Annotated in this window: 16 protein-coding genes; 11 read left to right on the top strand and 5 right to left on the bottom strand. The window is 35.0% G+C overall.

The genetic code is table 11. The features are described from left to right. The first annotated feature begins 21 nt into the window (after positions 1-21). Together FB551_RS03660 and FB551_RS03665 are read left to right on the top strand one after the other, a co-directional pair. Positions 22-1,380 carry a RagB/SusD family nutrient uptake outer membrane protein gene (locus FB551_RS03660; RefSeq protein WP_226798611.1) on the top strand — a complete coding sequence of 453 codons (1,359 nt, stop codon included), beginning with the start codon at positions 22-24 and terminating at the stop codon, positions 1,378-1,380. 48 nt (positions 1,381-1,428) lie between these two features. After that, on the top strand, positions 1,429-3,909 hold the full coding sequence (locus FB551_RS03665) for an alpha/beta hydrolase family protein (RefSeq protein WP_142015155.1): 2,481 nt from the start codon (positions 1,429-1,431) through the stop codon (positions 3,907-3,909). A 28-nt stretch (positions 3,910-3,937) separates the two neighbouring features. On the opposite strand, the gene FB551_RS03670 is transcribed toward FB551_RS03665, so the two are convergent. From FB551_RS03670 to FB551_RS03680, 3 genes are all read right to left on the bottom strand, one after another. Then, the gene (locus FB551_RS03670) at positions 3,938-4,210 is read right to left on the bottom strand and encodes a DUF6520 family protein (protein WP_142015158.1); all 273 of its coding nucleotides are present in this window, start codon (positions 4,208-4,210) and stop codon (positions 3,938-3,940) included. 33 nt (positions 4,211-4,243) lie between these two features. Beyond that, positions 4,244-5,746, bottom strand: coding sequence for a MauE/DoxX family redox-associated membrane protein (locus tag FB551_RS03675; protein ID WP_142015161.1), 1,503 nt, complete (start codon positions 5,744-5,746; stop codon positions 4,244-4,246). A 198-nt stretch (positions 5,747-5,944) separates the two neighbouring features. Next, positions 5,945-6,181 (bottom strand): hypothetical protein, encoded by a 237-nt coding sequence (locus tag FB551_RS03680; RefSeq protein ID WP_142015164.1) that lies wholly within the window; start codon positions 6,179-6,181, stop codon positions 5,945-5,947. 273 nt (positions 6,182-6,454) lie between these two features. Here FB551_RS03680 and FB551_RS03685 point away from each other — a divergent pair, with 273 nt between their 5' ends. From FB551_RS03685 to FB551_RS23465, 3 genes are all read left to right on the top strand, one after another. Continuing rightward, positions 6,455-8,161 (top strand): helix-turn-helix domain-containing protein, encoded by a 1,707-nt coding sequence (locus tag FB551_RS03685; protein ID WP_142015167.1) that lies wholly within the window; start codon positions 6,455-6,457, stop codon positions 8,159-8,161. Between the two features lie 120 nt (positions 8,162-8,281). Continuing rightward, entirely contained in the window at positions 8,282-9,133 is an 852-nt protein-coding gene (locus FB551_RS03690) for an RteC domain-containing protein (protein ID WP_142015170.1), read from the top strand. Positions 9,134-9,316: 183 nt separating this feature from the next. After that, positions 9,317-9,553, top strand: a complete 237-nt coding sequence (locus tag FB551_RS23465; RefSeq protein ID WP_449384930.1) for a helix-turn-helix domain-containing protein — start codon at positions 9,317-9,319, stop codon at positions 9,551-9,553. Positions 9,554-9,652: 99 nt separating this feature from the next. Here FB551_RS23465 and FB551_RS03700 read toward each other — a convergent pair whose 3' ends face one another. Together FB551_RS03700 and FB551_RS03705 are read right to left on the bottom strand one after the other, a co-directional pair. Further along, entirely contained in the window at positions 9,653-10,405 is a 753-nt protein-coding gene (locus tag FB551_RS03700) for an SDR family NAD(P)-dependent oxidoreductase (RefSeq protein ID WP_142015175.1), read from the bottom strand. 192 nt (positions 10,406-10,597) lie between these two features. Next, a complete protein-coding gene (locus FB551_RS03705) occupies positions 10,598-11,509 on the bottom strand; it encodes a helix-turn-helix domain-containing protein (protein WP_142015178.1) in 912 nt (303 codons plus the stop codon). A 155-nt stretch (positions 11,510-11,664) separates the two neighbouring features. Here FB551_RS03705 and FB551_RS03710 point away from each other — a divergent pair, with 155 nt between their 5' ends. From FB551_RS03710 to FB551_RS03735, 6 genes are all read left to right on the top strand, one after another. Beyond that, positions 11,665-12,615, top strand: coding sequence for a ketopantoate reductase family protein (locus tag FB551_RS03710; protein ID WP_142015182.1), 951 nt, complete (start codon positions 11,665-11,667; stop codon positions 12,613-12,615). A gap of 214 nt (positions 12,616-12,829) precedes the next feature. Further along, positions 12,830-13,369 (top strand): OsmC family protein, encoded by a 540-nt coding sequence (locus FB551_RS03715; RefSeq protein ID WP_142015185.1) that lies wholly within the window; start codon positions 12,830-12,832, stop codon positions 13,367-13,369. Positions 13,370-13,447: 78 nt separating this feature from the next. Beyond that, on the top strand, positions 13,448-13,849 hold the full coding sequence (locus FB551_RS03720) for an OsmC family protein (protein ID WP_142015187.1): 402 nt from the start codon (positions 13,448-13,450) through the stop codon (positions 13,847-13,849). A 33-nt stretch (positions 13,850-13,882) separates the two neighbouring features. Beyond that, positions 13,883-14,275, top strand: a complete 393-nt coding sequence (locus FB551_RS03725; protein WP_142015189.1) for an OsmC family protein — start codon at positions 13,883-13,885, stop codon at positions 14,273-14,275. Between the two features lie 717 nt (positions 14,276-14,992). Further along, positions 14,993-16,336, top strand: coding sequence for a TolC family protein (locus FB551_RS03730; protein ID WP_142015192.1), 1,344 nt, complete (start codon positions 14,993-14,995; stop codon positions 16,334-16,336). Next, on the top strand, positions 16,323-17,585 hold the full coding sequence (locus FB551_RS03735) for a hypothetical protein (RefSeq protein WP_142015194.1): 1,263 nt from the start codon (positions 16,323-16,325) through the stop codon (positions 17,583-17,585). Before FB551_RS03730 ends, FB551_RS03735 begins: the two co-directional genes overlap by 14 nt. Positions 17,586-17,649 lie beyond the last annotated feature (64 nt).

The raw sequence follows: 17,649 nt of genomic DNA on the forward strand, positions 1-17,649 counted from the left end.
AAAACATTATTAAAACCATATATGATCATAATTGCTGTTTCTGCAGCATTGACCTCTGTTTCCTGTGAACAGTGGATAGAAACAGATTTTCCTTCCAATCAATTACCCACAGAACTGGTATTTGAAGATGAACAGACCGCCGAGGCAGCTTTAGCCGGGCTTTATGCTAACTTATGGAATAATTCTCTGATCTCCGGAGGATCAGACGGTATGGGGCTCCTGTTGGGACTCTATACCGATGATACTGCTTCGGTATCTGCACCGGGAAGTAACAGCATTATTGATTTGTACTACAATCAGCAAATATCAAGCAACCTGATTGTATCCAATGTGTGGACAAATGCTTATCAGCATATCTATGCAGCAAACAGCATCATCGAAGGGGTACGGAATTCCAAGACCCTTTCTCAAAGCGCCAGAAACCGTATTACCGGAGAGGCTCTCCTTATCCGATCTTTACTGTATTTCTTTTTACAGCAGATCTATGGGGATATACCCTACACCGACACGACAGATTATCAGATCAACAGCAAACTTTCCAAACTTTCAGCAGATGATCTGTTAAGCCGTATAGATGCTGATCTGGAGCAGGCAGTAAATCTTTTACCCTCTGTATACCGGAATGCTGAACGTATTTATGTGAATAAGAATGTCGCAAATCTTCTTTGGGCAAAATTGAAAATGCTCCGTAAACAATGGACTGAGGCTGAAAATCTTTTGAAATTGGTATTGCAGTCATCGGATTATACTTTTCAAAATGATATCACCAAAGTCTTTCAGAAAACAGGTACGCACATCATCTGGCAACTGAAACCCAAAAACAGCGGCGATGCTACAAAGGAAGCAGCTCTTTATAACTTCTCAGGAATTCCGACAACCTATATGCTCAATGTAGATCTGGTAAATAGCTTTTCGGCAAATGACTTGCGCAAGCAGAATTACATTGCTGCGGTGACCTCTCAAGGACAAACAAATTACAGGTCGGTAAAATATAAAAACCTTGCCGGAGCCAACACTTCAGAAGACTCCGTGATTTTCAGGTTGGAGGAAGTTTACCTTCTGTATGCCGAGGTTCTCATTCAACAAAATAAAGTTGCTGAAGCGATTCCTTTTATCAATAAGACCCGGCAAAGAGCTGGCTTGTCCGCCCTTTCAACGGGAATGAATGCCGCTTCTGCAAAGGAAGAACTAAAACAGGAGAAAAGAAAAGAGTTTTTCTCTGAACATGGAACCCGTTTTTTTGATTTAAAAAGATGGGGGCAATTGGATCAGCTGACGTCGGTAAAAACAAACTGGAAACCTTACCATGGTCAATGGCCGCTGCCTCAGAAAGAACTCCTTTTGAATCCTAATCTGAATCCTCAAAATGAAGGATATTAAAGAAAGGAGTATTGATGAAATGATTAAAATTAAACAAGAAGTAATACAATGAAAATATTGAATAGGCTTATAGAACTGCTCATCATTATTGTGATGGCGTTGTTACAAAAGATTCCCGCACAAAGTAATATTGAGAAATTAGAGAAAATAGTTCAGCAATCTGAAGAAATTCGTTTATTGCAAGTATCCAGAGACGGACGGTGGATGATGTGGCAGGGAGTATACGAATCAGAACCTTCGGAAATGAAGATTATCGATACAAAACATCCTGAAAAGATGATGAAGTTTAATGCTAAAAATATGCTGTTTATCCATGATCATAATCTGCTGATCCAAAAGGGAAATGCAGTAGAGTTTAAAGACCTGGAAAAAGGAATAACAAAAGAGTTTCAAAACGTACAGGCATTCGGATCCATTGAATCAAATGATCTTTTTTGGATCCATTATGATGCAAAAAAGGCTAACGCGGTTGATGTGTACAGTAAAGATTTGAAAGTGATTTACAAAATGTCTGAAGTTGACCGGGTTAAGCCGTTAGATCAGAATTTAGCATTCTACACGAGTACTAATGAATTGAAGGAAATTTCAATTTTCAGCAGTGTTCAAAAAAAATCAGAAAAAATATACAGCGGAAAAAGTGAGGTGTATTCACTGGCGGAATCTAGAATGGCTGCAGGCGGATGGTTGATGACTATAATGGAAAAGCAACGTTTGAAAGCTATCTACGTGGATAAAAATCATCATTCGAAAGAACTGGTAGTGAATGGTCAAAAGTACTTTGATGTAATTAGTAATAAACCTTCGGCTAATGAAGATGGATTGTTTTTGATTGTAGGGAACTACGAAAAAATGACCAATGATGGACTCGATATTTGGTATGGCAATGAATATAATCTTACAGGACACTTTCGTAAGGTTTATGAACCTCATCGTGTGATCTGGTTTCCTGAAGAAAATAAAATTCAGCAAATAGACAGTCGGTTTATCGATGGTATTGCTGCAGGAAAATCGGGGATGTACCTGTCGATCGAAAAGAATCCTGATCAGGTCGATTACAGGGATACTGAAATCAGTCCTGTCTCTGAAAAGACCTTTTTATATGATGCGAAAACCGGATCAGATATTTATGTTGACGAAATTCTTAAATATACAATGGTTGATCCTTTGGGCAAAATATTGCTGTATAAAAAAGGGGGTCAATGGATAAGCTACGAAATAGCTACAGGGAAAAAAACAGCTCTTTCTATTGGAATTGATGCTTCTCCGTATTTCGCAGGCGAATCAGTATTATGGACTTTAAACAACGAATTGTGGTCTCAGGACATGAAGAGCTCAAAGTTGCACAAGCTAAAGACTTTTGAGGGGAAACTGGAAGTCCTGAACGCAAGGAAGGATCCTGTCTTTAATGATAAAAATATTTCAGGGTTTGTTGTCGATTTACATCAGGAACTGCTGTTAAAAGTTATTGCTGAAGATGATGTAAAACATTCGGTTATCAGTTGGAAAAATGGAGTTGTCAAAACGGTTATCAATCAGACGAATGATAAAATTAGTTCCCTGTCCGGGAATAATACCTCCAAATCATACTATTGGATTACCGAAAATTACAATAAAAATCCAGTGATCATGAAGAAAGGGTATGCAAAAAAGCGAATGGAGCAATTGTATGAATCAAAACAGCCGGATACTACGGTAAAAATTGGGATGAAGCGATTACAGTACAAAGGACCTAATAATGAAGACTTAACGGCATTGTTATATCTACCACCGAACATAAAGAAGAATGAAAAACTGCCTGTAGTAGTATATATCTATGAACTTCAGAGAAAGTATCACAATGATTATTTGTTGCCCACTTTCAAAAATCAGGATGGATTCAGCATTCGGCTATTGCTGGAAGCAGGTTTTATGGTGATGTTGCCGGATATTACAAAAGGATCTGAAGGTCCGGGAATTTCAGCGCTCTATTGTGTGAATCAGGCAATGGATCAGCTTTCGAAAATTGAGGAGGCTGACATGGCTAAAGTAGGACTGATGGGAAGGTCATTTGGAGGATACGAAACCAATTTTATTGCAACGCAATCGAACCGATTTGCAGCTTATGTTTCAGGAACTGGTTTTTCAGATCCAACGCATTCGGCATTTGCGTTTAATTATGGAACTTATGGACCTGATTACGCCCGTATTGAGTCTGGGCAGTATCAATTGGGGGATTTTGTGGCAAATAAGGAGAAGTATATTAAAAACAGCCCCTTATTTTATATGGAGCAGGTTAAAGCTCCGATGTTGTTGTGGTCGGGTTTAAAGGATAAGAACGTCAGTCCCGAAGGAAATAAATCAACATTCAGTGCTCTTAGGAAATATAGAAAACAGGTCATCGCATTGTTGTACACAAACGAAAATCACGGTATTATAGATGCCGGACTTCAGAAAGATCTTACAACGAGAATAATAGAGTGGTGGGAGTATTTTTTAAAGGAAAAAAGAAATGTTCCGTGGATATTGAAACAAACGAAGGATGCTGTTTAGCATCCTTCTTTGGTTAATTATTTGATGGTTAAGGTACTTTGAACAATACATTGACACAACCTTGATCAAAGAGATTGTGCTGTCCCGAAGAGTCTGTATAAGTACAGATTTCATCGTTAAATTCTGTGCTGCAAGAATTAGTGGTTTCGACACATTCTTCTCCTACCGGAGCCATTGGATCATAACGGAATCCGTTTTGAATTGCACTTTCTGTTTTGTCTGACGCTGTTGAAGCGTACGCACTTCCGATTCCTAAAGCGAAAATAGCTAAAGGGAGTGCGATTTTTCTCATTTTTTTCATGATGTAAAATTTGTTTTGGTGCCTACTCTTGGATCAGGTTTTCGGCTTCCCCTGAATGAAATGTTGAGTAATGTTTTGCGCTAAACGATATCTGATCAATTCATTTCCGATAATTGTAAATAGGGTATTATTACTGACCATCAGCCCCGTCATCGACGACTCAGAGATTTTCGGCAGGTAAAAACTACCCAGGTATTTTTGCTCGCTGATTGCATACAGATCAATGCTAAAAGATTTTTTCCATTGCTTTTTATCTTCGGATTTTCCCATACGCGGTGATTCGATAAAAAGAACACCCTTATATATAAATGCATTTTTGTTAACAATTGTTGAAGGATTTGTCATTTTCTTAGTTCCGTCTGGTAGGTGGGTGACCTCAATCTTTGGAATCTGGAGATTGTCAATGGTATGATAAGTATAGCTGTGATCAAGGTTCTGGTCTGCGACGACAAACTGATTCCTGTAGTTGTAGACATACACCAACTTTTGCGCACTCTCATCAAATAACAATTTACCATCGGTATCAAAGATTCCGTCATTGATTTTCTCCAAAAGATTTGGCTTCAGCACTGCTGAAGGGTAAAAGCCTGTTGATAGCAACCCTAAAGCCTGAATATCTTCTTTTTTAGAATAACCCGTCATTGCAAAATGATCTTCTCTCATCGGTTGAAGTTGCAAAAAATAGCTTTGATGAAAACTGATGGTATGCATCTTTTCTTTTCCCACAATCCCCTGATAAATAACGGGTACTGTTCCATCGAAAAAATAGAAATCCGGGTAGTTAACTTTTATCCGAGGACTCTTAAATTCAAAGTTAAATTGATCGGGAGTAACGGGATGCTGTTTTAAATAGTTGAGTTTCGGATCAACACTGTAGTATACAAACGGTGTTTTATTATTCCCCAGATAAATTGAATCTCCGCTGGAACCCGCAAAATAATACGAATCAAGTTCAAGGTTATACTTTTTTTCCAAGTCGAAAGGATGTTTCAGCAATCGGCGGGTAAAATTGTTTTCTTTAATCAGCATATATTCGGATCTCTGATAGAGTAGTACCAATGAAATTCCACATACAACTGAAATTAGAGATAGTAGGATCACAGGTCTCATAATGCGGTGGCCCGAGATCTTTATTTTTAAAATAAGCACAGTGCCTGCGATAATCACACAGGTGATGTTGAACAACAGATGGGTATTCCAGTCCATCTTCTCCAGAATACCACCACATGAACAAGGAACAAACTCACTGTAATGTAAAATAATATAAATGTAAAAGGTAAATAAGATCATTAAGGTAAATGAAGCATATAAGCCCAAAATTCTTGAGCGTTCAAAAATAAGAAGTCCGCAGACAATAAGTTCAACGGCTAAAATTCCGTACGATACCAAACCTGAAATAATATTCAATAAAGGCGATTGGGTAATCTGAACCTGAAACGTTTCAAAGTCCATGATCTTGCTGATGGCAGCATAGCAAAATAAAAGGATGAAAAAGAAACATACCACAGTATACAAACGTTCAATAAATTGTTTCATAGTATTAGTTTTTTGTTCAGTTTAGCAGGCTATCAGTAATTTCCAGAGAACCTTTCTGCCACAGTAAGGTGGCATTTCAGCACCCTCCATGAGAGCGATGGTCGTTTTAAAACTCCCCACACTCTCCCAAATACCACTGGTCGGACATGGTGACCCTGTGGCAATTGATAAAGAAGTGTGAGGATTAGTCATCATTCTTTATTTTGTTGAACTTTGCCGCCAGTCGTCTCCGTCACGAACCGGAGGATCTTTTACAATGACTATTTCAGATCCTGACTTCGTAGAATCTTTGGCGGAGTTCTGTTCCTTTTCCTGTTTGACAAGTGATCTGTCCAACTGTAATTCGGTCTGCTCAAGATTAAGGTTACGATCAGTGCATTGATGTATAACCAATGCGCAAAATATTGCGCTGATAAGTAAGATTAGTTTTTTCATTTTTTAATTTTTTTGAGACTTGATCCGGCCGGATTCAATTGAATTGTTGAACCAAAATTAGCTGCTTTAGCAATCTGCAAACAGTCTTTGAAGGTGCGATTTTAAAATTGAGACGTCTCAATTTTAAAATAGAGACATGAAGAAAATGCAGTAATAGTCCTACTGGAGACAGTTATTTGATTCTGGCTCTTTCGTTTTCTGTAATTCTTTGAAATTGGAATTATTACATCTTAAAATGTTTACTTTTGAAAGGTGTGGTTAATATAAAGAGCTATGAAAAAGTGTAAATACTTCGTATTTGTATTTTCGCTGTTTTCACTGTGGGTATATTCTCAAAAAAGCAGTGCTGAAACATACGGCGATATTCGAAAGAATTATGAAAAAATGTTAAATGACGATCGGAGAGCGCTTCCTTTCGTTAAATTGTACATTAATAAAGCTAAAAAAGAAAAGAATCAGGAAAAACTGGTTCAGGGGTACCGTGATGCCCGTCAGTACTGCATATCGCTGGATAAAAAATTTAAATATGCCGACAGTACAATTCAGGCAGCGATCGATTTGAATGATTCTGCCGAAGTCAGCAAGGCTTATCTCAGCAAAGGAATCTTATTTTACTTTAATGCGAAAAAGTATAAACCAGCTTTGGATCAATATCTTAAAGCATACCAGTTTGCTGAAAATTCTAAAGATGAATATCATAAATACAAAGTGATCTATCACATGGGAATTGTCAAAAGTCATCTTGGGTACTATGAAAAAGCAGTACAGCATTTTTTAGATTGTGCACAATTTTATCAAGCCTCGTTAGAAAAAAAACTGCATGAAAATGAAGTTTATAATTATAATAAAGGGTACTATAACAGTTTGCATCAGTTGGCGGTTGCCTATCGATATTTGGATCAGTTCGATAAAGTGGATAGCTTAGCGGAACTCGGACTTAAAAATACGGTCAATAAGCCGGACTACTTCCTTGAAAACAGCTATTTTCTGAAAAGCAAAGGACTCGTGTACTTTAATAAGAAGGATTATAAAAAATCAGAAATAAGTTTAACAAAAGCATTGCCAGGAATAGTAAAAAGAAATGACTTCGCCACCTGCTCCATAATTTACCTGTATCTTGGGAAGATTTATTTTGCAGGAAATGAAATGGAAAAATCAATGAGTAATTTCATGAAAATCGATTCCATTTTTAATAAACAGCAATTTATTCTGCCGGAAGCAGCCGATTGCTATCGCTATCTGATCAATGATGCTTCAAAAACAAATAATGTTGATAAGCAGTTATATTACACCAATCAACTTTTAAAAGCTGATCATATTATCAATAAAGACTTTTCATACATCGCTTCGAAAATCTGTAAAGAATACGACGTAAAGTCGCTGAAAAAAGAAAAGGAAAATCTGGAGAGAAAAGGAAAGAGAAAATTGCGTAATGCATTCGTTCTTATTGTAATTGCGGCAATGATTATCATTATTTTCTGTATTCGCTTCTATCGTGATCGTAAGATCAGGATTCAATATGAAAATTTACAGCAAAAACTTAATAGCAGTGAGCCGGGAAATAATAAAGAAGCCGTTGATGATATTCCTATACGAAAGAATTCTTTATCACCGGAATTGACTAAGGAATTACTTGAAAAACTGAAGATCTTCGAAGAGACGCTATATTTTACTAAGAAAGGGTTAACCCAGAAAAGTGTAGCTACAAAACTGGGTACCAACTCTTATTATTTATCTATTTTAATCAATGAAAATAAAGGAGTGAACTTTACACGGTATATGGCGGAACTCAGAATCAATTACATCACTAATCTACTGAATACCAATAAAAAATATTTAAACTATACCATTGAAGCTTTGGCAGAGGAATGCGGAATTGCGGCAAGGCAGAATTTTTCGGCATTGTTTTATGAAATAAACGGAATCCGACCAAAAGATTATATAAAAAAGAGAAAGGAAGATGTCGGTATGAATATATAATGATCAATTTATTTAATGGCTATGAATCTTAGCATAAAAGTAAATATAGGTAATTGATTTTTAGTATTTTAATTCTTTACTGTTTGAATAAAAGTTTGTAATTTCCTTTAAAAAAGGGACATGGAACATATTGATATCTTTAAACAGATTGCAGAAATGCGTGAGAAGCTTAAACAGAGACTCAGTGAAATTGAATTAGAAGAGCAAGAGACTATTGCAATTTCAGAACGTAGCCTAATGGAAATAGATGAAGTGACAAGGAGCCTGAAAACATTGATTTCAGATTATAATTTTCGAAATATCGCTGAGGAGATCTATTTCTTTAAAGAAATAAAGCCACAGTTTATCTCTCTTTACATCTATCATTCAACGGTACTGAACGTGGAAACATCCCGTCCTATAGCAGGCCAGAAGATATTACGAAAGTATTATGAAAATGAAATTGAAAAACTTAATGTCTTTTATGTCGAAAATGCTGAATTTTACAGCTATTGTCGACGGAAAGCTACTTATATGGATCATAAGTATTTTGTTCGGAATGCTTTTGATATAAAAATGAAAATGCCACAAACGTTTTATAATTACGATGAATCGTTTACCACTTCTCATGATCATCAGGCAGCACAGATTCTTGCATATAAAAAACTGGAAATATTTTATAAGCATATGGCATCAAAGGCTGTAGATGGGATTGCAGTTGGTCCATTGGAAAATCAAAATATCGTCTGGTCCGCAACAAAGGTCGCATTGATTGAGTTGATCTACGGGCTTTATAAGATGCGTTGTTTTAACGGAGGTAATATCGAACTGAGTGAAGTTATGAAGTTTAGTGAGAAGGCGCTCAATATTGATCTTGGAAATTACCATAAAACGATATTTGAAATCAGAAGCCGGAAAAATGGAACAACTAAATTTCTTCAGTTACTGACGGATAATCTTAACCAGCATTTTATTGACAGTGAAAATATTTAATTTTTTTTATCGGTAGTACGAAAAAGTAGTGATTTTTTTACGATGTACTTTGTCAATTTTGTAAGGTAATATCTAGAACCGGAGGAATGTTTACTTCTGGGAAAGCTAGTTTCTGTAACCTTATTAAATAGTATAAAAATGAATCTTGAAAGAGCCGAATTTGTCAGATGGATGGAGAAAATCATGAATAGATTTGATATTCTTCACGAAAAATTGAATGCCAAACACAACGAATTGACAGCTATTGATGGAGAGCAACTACTCGACAATCAGGATGTACTTCAATTGCTTAAAATTAGTTCAAGATCCTTACAGCGATATCGGTCTATGAAAAAGCTTCCTTATTATACAATTAGTGGGAAACTGTACTATAAGCTTTCAGATGTGCATCAGTTAATCAGAGATAGTTTTAATCGTTAGGATAAAATCTCCACCTTCATGGATAGTAAGAACATACAGATAAAAAAGCTGTTGATCAAAATCAGATCAACAGCTTTGTGTGAAATATTTTACCGAATATTAATTTCTGCCCGCCATTACACCACCATCAATATCCCAGATAGCTCCTGTTACCCAGCTTGAATCATCGGAAAGTAAGAACGTAATTGTTTTTGCAATATCTTCTGCTGTACCCACACGACCGATAGGGTGGAAGTCATTAAATCCTTGTAGTGATTCTGTAATTTTATCTTTTTCAATAAATGATCCATAAATTGGAGTTACTACTACGGCAGGAGACACAGCATTTACACGAATTTTAGAATCTGCCAATTCCATTGCCAAATGCTGAGTCAGACTGTGCAGACCCGCTTTTGCCATTGAATAAGCGGATGAAGGGGTAGCCTTGATAGCTTGTTTAGCCCACATTGATCCAATATTCACAATAGAACCACCACCATTTTCTTTCATAACTTGAGCGGCAGCTTGCGTAATAAAGAAAAACGCTTTGTTAAAATCATGATAAATTTCGTAATCCTCCTCTGTGTGCTCAAGGAATGATTTAGGTTTGAAATAACCTGCGGCATTCACCAAATATTCTAAATTCGGTAGTTCAGTTGCAAGAATTGTTGTGAATTTTCTAACTTCCTCCAACTTAGAAAGGTCAACAGGATAAACTTTTACACTTCCTTTTACACTTAACTCTTTTGCTACTTCATCAAGATTCTCACCACCTCTGGCAATAATTGCAACCTCTACACCTTGTTCTAATAAACGTTCTGCAGTTGCTTTACCCATGCCTGTAGAACCTCCTACGATTAATGCTTGTTTCATTTTTTTATATGTATTTAATTAATATATACTGATGAGAATCTATACATTTTAGACTGTCATTATTTACAATGCAAAGTTGCTACAATAGGGTAAGCTAAAAAATGGGCGGATTGGAAAAAGATTGGTAGAAATAGGAAATGGGTATATCTATTGAGTGAGATTGTTTATTAATTATATTGTACAATTAGAGAGTTAAAGAATGGATTTCTTAAAATCAGAAGGAGATTGTTGCACATGTTTTTTAAAATATTTTACGAAATAAGAAGGGTCCTCAAATCCTAAATGATCGGCAATCTGACTGATGTTGAGATCAGAATGTAAAAGCATGCGTTGGGCTTCAAGGATCATTCTCTCCTGTATCATCTGAGATGGCGTTTTATTCAGGAAATTGTTGGTTAAATCAGAAAGAGTTCTAGATGAAAAATTCATTATCGAGGCATATTCAGAAACAGGGAGCCCTTTTTTGTAATTTTCGTCGATTAAATTGATGAAACGCATCAGCTGCATTCTTTTTTCATCGGTATGGAAAGGGAAGTCAGAATTATTGAGCTCAAATTCATTTTTTCTTCGCTGCACCTGTATCAGGAAAGATTTGAGATATAATCTCAGTAATTCTTCACGTCCGAAATGGTCAGTATTTTCTTCATTATTTGCAAGTTCTTGTTGCATCAGATTTAAATATAAATCTAATGTAACTACGATGTGATCTCCAATACAACAAGACGGTATTTGATAGGGATTATTAAATAAACTGCATTTCAGGAAAAATTCTACTTCACTGTCTTTCTGTATTATAAATGATTCATTGAAATGGAGTAGAATACCTTCATAATCCGTGCCTTCATCAAAATAATGCACCTGATCCCGTGCAATAAAGAAAATTGAATTGTCAATAACATCATATTGCTTAAAATCAACAAAATGCCTTCCATTACCTTTTTTAAACCAAATAATTTGGTAATAGCTGTGAATATGTGCTTTACTTGCATTTTCGCCGTGTTTTTGCAGGTAATTTTGCAGGTCATACATAGCAAACTGAGGTTTAGTAGGTTGATGGGCATTCAGGTGATACTCCTTGATAGCATTGATACCTTTTCTTGACATGATAACTTTCTAAATTTTTTGTGATCAAAAATAAGCTTAAATATAAACAGATTTGCGTAAAAAACGTAATCTTAAATTTACCATAAAAATTCAGAATAATGAAGTTTGAAATTGCTGAATATTAATCAAATTACAATCTTAAAAATAATAATATAATGGATACAGTTCGAGTGTTGATAATTGGAATAGGGGGTGTAGGTGGATATTTTGGAGGACATCTGGCTGATCACTATGCTGATCATGATGAAGTTGAAGTGATTTTTATGGCGAGAGGATTACACAAAGAAAAGATGAAGAACAACGGTCTTGAACTTTTAGATGGATCTTCCCGTATTATTTGTAAACCTTCACTGATTACGGAAAACAGTTCAGAGATCGGAAAAGTCGATTATATTATTGTTTGTACAAAATCATCTGAACTCTCCGCTACAATGAAAAGTATCAATAACTGTATTGATGAAACTACAGTAATTATTCCTTTGCAAAATGGCGTAGTGAGCACAGAAATTATTCAACAGATTTATCCTCATAATTTGGTAACCTATGGCTGTGCATACGTTATATCCCGGATTGTAGAGCCTGGAAAAATTGTCGCTTTAGCCTATGACAACAGAATATATTTTGGATCCGATAATCCTGGTGATAAACGACTGATTCACTTAGAGTCTATTTTGAGAGATGCAGGAATCAACGCAAAAAATTCACAAAATATAAAAGAAATAATATGGGAGAAATATATTATGGTTGCTGTAATGGCTACAGCTACCAGTTACTTTGATGAGAATATTGGTGAAATTCTAAATGATACTGAAAAGAGGGATTTATTGATAAGACTAATCCACGAAGCTGTAAAAGTGTCGGAAGCACTTCAAATTGAGTTTACTGAAGATATCCACCTGTTAACACTTAAGAAATTCGAAGCTATGGATCCTGCAGCCTCTACTTCATTACATCATGATCTTAAGAATAAAAAAACTGCTAATGAGCTTGAATACCTAACAGGATATATGGCTTCAAAGGCTCGTCAATTTCATGTCGAAACTCCTGTTTTAGAAAAAATGTACAATTACTTACAGTTATCAATGAGTTCTTTCAGTAAAGTGTAGGGATTACAAGCGTTCCTATTGATCATAAATATTGATAGAATAGTAAAGTCAGTATTGCAAAGGTTGTTAAAGTGATTTCGTAACAACCACCTAAAACTACCATTTGTTTTCTTTTTTATCCATTGTTTGAAAATCTTCAAAATGAGAATTTTGTACCACTAAAAAGTTAAAATTCAAACAAAAATTAAAACAAGTATTATCAAAAATTAGAATTATGATTAATAATGTAGACATTCAGGCTTTGCAAAAATACACAGCTGTTATTACTGAAATTCCGGAAGAGGCAATATCTTCCTATGGTATCACTGCAGTTTGGAAAGGAGGAACAAAAACTGAAATCAGAACCCACAATCAAAAAGTCGGTTCAAAAAAGATTGTGAAAAATTTTAATTTCATGATAGATGAGCCTCAAGAGTTGCTGGGTTCCAATGAATATCCAACGCCACAAGATTATCTGCTTGGAGGTATGGCTGGATGTATGATGGTGGGTTTTGTGATTTTAGCTTCAGATAGAGGAATCAATCTTGATAGCGTAGAGCTTACAATTACCGGAGCATTAAATTTAAGAGGTATGCTGGAATTGGATGAAACAGTGCCTGTAGGATTTGGAGAACTCCAGTTTAACTTTAATGTAAAGGGAAGCGGGGCAGACTCAGACTATAAAGAAATTATTGAACACGTTCAGAAAATATCTCCCAATTACAGAACCATCATAGATCATGTAAAAGTTGTAATGAATGATGATGCAATATAATTAAGAGTATTGCATGGTTAATGTTTTGTCCGGGAAAATTACTGTTGAGTCATAAAAATAACCTTTTAAAAAGCGCACATGATACCACATTTAAGTCTGATAAGAACAATAAATTCCAGCAATTTTTTTTCTGAATCTACTGTCAGACAATTTACAATAGAAGCTGATGAACCAATTGCCAATAATGGAACTAATCTTGCTCCCAGTCCATTAGATCTTTTAAATGCAAGTCTTGCAAGCTGTACTTCCTCGTTTTTACGCTTTCATGCCAATAAGAAAGAAATTTCTATAGGTAAGATAGAAGTTAAAATTAAGGTGAGATTCGATGAAGAAAATATGCTTGTGTTTGAGCGCAGTATAACTTTCGAAAACACTATCAGTGATGAAGACGAGCAGTATTTACTTGAAAAAACACAACATACTCCTATGACTAAAATTATTATGAATACACAAAAAATTACAACTACGATACTGAGGTAGTTGAGGAAGATTTTAATATATAAAAAAAATAAAATGTCAAAAATAGTATCAACAAATTACGAAGGAAAGTATAAATCAACAACAAGTACTCCACTGAATAATGAAATTCCGATTACGGTTAATGCCGGTGTTTTTACCCCGGTAGATTTATTGGCAAGTGCATATGGCAGTTGTCTTTTAGGAACCATTGATTATGAAGCGCAAAAAAAGAATTTTTCTACGGACGAATCAAGAAGTGAAATTGAATACGAAATGGGAGCAGGAAATAAAATTGCTGCGATCAGCATCAAACTATTCTTCAAAAATAGTTATAATGATGAGCAGAAAAATATTATAGAAAATGCTGCTAAAGAATTGTGTCATGTGGGAAACAGCATTGACCAATCCATTGCGAGAAGATATGAGTTCTTTTACAGTGCAGAATAATATGCTGACGACCTGTTTGTTGTAATTCATGCAACTTACAATACTATATATAAAAGCTAGTAGAAAATAGTTCCGGTAGCTTTTATATATAGTACTATTTAAGATATTAACCTTGTATAGTAACTTTTTAATCCAGAAAAGACTTTCTTTGGGCATAGATTTATAAATTCTGTTAACATCTTTGATATTGTTATTTAAAAATTATACTTTTGTTCGATGAGTCTTAAGAATTTGAATACAGATAAATTCACGAAAAACCTGCTTGCAGTGTTTTTTGCATTCTGTATTATAATTTCTTCCTGTGCGATTAAGAACAGTATCAAACAATTTTTAAATTTCGATACACCGACTCACTCTCATATAAATTCAGCTTCCAAAGGTAAATTCTATTCACTTTCTTCATCTTTAAAATGTAAATTTTGCAAAGAGAAAGAGGTTTTAGTTAAAGACCATAGCATAAAAGATTTTTCTTTATCCGATGTACAGGAGCTGATAGCCTTTACTTTTATTGTTCTTTGTGGTGCTTTTTTATTAGTAAAAGTCTCAGAACATCCTTTTTACAATACTTCTAAAATACGGGGAAGACTACCTATTTTCCTGCAATACCGAAAACTTATCATTTGATTCAGCAGTACACGTATTGAGTTACGTGACCTACTGATTTTACAAAAGAAATATTAATACTACCAATGTCTTTGGTAGTCAATACTCTATAAAATGATAAGAAAAACATTTTTAGTCATTCTCTACGGATGGCTAATGCTGAGCTGCCTCAATTTATATGGACAGCAGGTATCATTGCTCCGCGATATCTGGTCAGAAACGGAGAAAAATTATTCGGGAATTCTTGCTTCCCAATCTGCGGTTGAGTCTTCTGAAATTAATGAAGCGGTTGTTAAAAGTAATGCTTTACCACAGATCAAAGCCCAATTTCAGAATACTTACGGTACATTCGAAGGAAGTAATGGAGCTTCCTTTCCGCAACAGGGATTTTTTACTGTAAGCGGAAGCAGAGTAGGTTCTGATGGTTCCGCATTATCAGCAAACACTTTTGCTTCGATGGTCACAGAATATGAGATTTATAATTTCGGCAGACAAAAAACTGATGAAAAAGCAGCTTCTTTATTAACTTCAAAGGCGAAGACCAATCAAAGTGCCTACTTGCTTCGTCTTAAAAAAACTGTTTTCGAAAAATACCTGGATGCTGTATTTGCCGTTTCAAAACTTCATTGGGCAGATAAGAATACAATCAGAATACAGAAAATTCATAGACTCAACAGTGCACTTTCCCGTTCAGGTTTAAGACCGGAAGCGGACAGTGTTTTAACGTATTCTTCATACCTTCAGGCTGCTGCGGTGCGGGATAATACTGGTGGGCTGATGCTATCTGCAGTAGAAAAACTAAAAGAGTTTTATCCAAAGAAGATAGATGGAGCACAATTAGCAGCGACTCATTTCCTTGATCCTTTTCTTTTATCTGAAATGAAACTGGGTGGAAATATATCTCATCCCTTTATCGAAACACTTAAACTTGAAGCTGAATATTTTGAGAAGAAGGCAGAGAGTCAAAGAAGGTCTTCACTGCCATCCATTAAAGCTTTGGCAGGCTATGCCTATCGGGGATCGGGGATCAATAATCAAGGATATTCCTCAGGCAATTGGATCGACGGATTTTCAAATCCCGCCAATAACTTTTTGGTAGGCTTAGGCGTTACTTGGAATTTGACCAGTATATACACCAATAATAAGAAAGCTGAAGCTTTCAGAAAAGAATCTCAACGGTTCGCTTATCTGGAAGAACAATCTAAAACGGCTATCCTGGTTGAAACCAGTGCTCTGGAGAAAACTATTTCTGCACAATTTGATGAGCTTGGTAAACAGGCTGAAGCCGTTAAAAAAGCTGAGTCAGCGTACGAAATGTATTTCGCCAGATATAAAAGCGGATTAATAGGTTTAACTGAACTTCTTCAGATCCAGCAGATATTGGAAACAGCAGAAAATAATCAGATCAATGCTGCTAAAGACTATTGGAGGCAGGTGATTAACCTTGCCGATATCTAAGGTAATTCCTGAATATGATGAATTAAATTATATTCAAATATTAGGAGAACTTGGAATTGCCTATTGGTTAAATGGAGAGTTTGAAAATAGTTTTGTAATATTTGAAGATGTTGTAAATAGGCTTTTAGAAATTAAAGAAAAATCCTTTAATAAAGAATGGATAAGAATTTTTTCTTGGACTGGACATACTTTAGGATACATTTCAGCTGAAGTGTCAAAGGATAAAGTACCAACTTATGTTAGTGACGGAGGAGATTATATAAAACCATATCTCGGTATTTATATGTTCAATACAAAGGATTTATCAGATTTATATTTACCTACCAAGGATGCTATTATTACAGCAAATATGTCTGTATTTGCAGATGGGGTGAATGATATTTATAAAGCCTATTCTTGGTCATTAAAAGCATTTGATATTGCAAGAAATTCTGGTGATGAGCAAACCTTTTTAATGATTTCTGCTATTTGTGGACAATATTCTACTATTAACTTTAAGCTTGAAGAATCTTTAGAAGCATCCCTTTTATTTTCTGCTTTAACATCACATTTAAGTGGTACTCCGGCAGAAAAAATAAGTGAATTAGAACGTATAGATCTCAAAGATTTACTTCATGAAAAGCCAAGCGAAAAATGGAACATTGCAGAAGAAAATACCGTTCTAATAACTATAATCCCATTATTCATAATCGTCTTAACGAACTATCTTGAAAATAGAAATAACAAAGAAGAAAGTTTTTACGCTTTCCAAAAATTAATTTCTAATTATATAAAAGATGCATCAGACAAACATTTATGGAATGATTTATTAAGTGTAGTAACTTCAATAATTGAAAAGAAAATTTCTAAAAATGAATTGATCCAAAAAGCTAATCAGTACGGCGACGAGGATAAGAAAAACTTCCAAATTATTTGTCTTTTAGGTCATATCTTTTATTCGAGAAATGAAGAAAATGCAATAATCCAGTTGATTAATGCATTTCCATACTTAACAAAAACTTATAAACAAACTAATAGTTTAATAAAATTTATATTAGTCCCTTTTGTTAAATTAATTGCAATAGATTTATTAAAAACATCTTTTGTTGGTAGTAGAACCGATTTGGAAAAGATACTGAACCAAATAGAGTCATTTAATATTTCCACTCAGAATCCAATTCAAAAAATATTACAACCCGTTGTTGATGAATTTGATATTAAGATATCAGATGATAGAAAATTATGGTTGTATAATTTTAAAGAAATATAATTTTTGCGAATAAATCTTTTAATGTTTCATAAAAGTTACTCTATAGCTATTTGTTTAATTTCTA

The organism is Chryseobacterium aquifrigidense (assembly GCF_006716485.1).
Taxonomy (GTDB): Bacteria; Bacteroidota; Bacteroidia; order Flavobacteriales; family Weeksellaceae; genus Chryseobacterium; species Chryseobacterium vietnamense.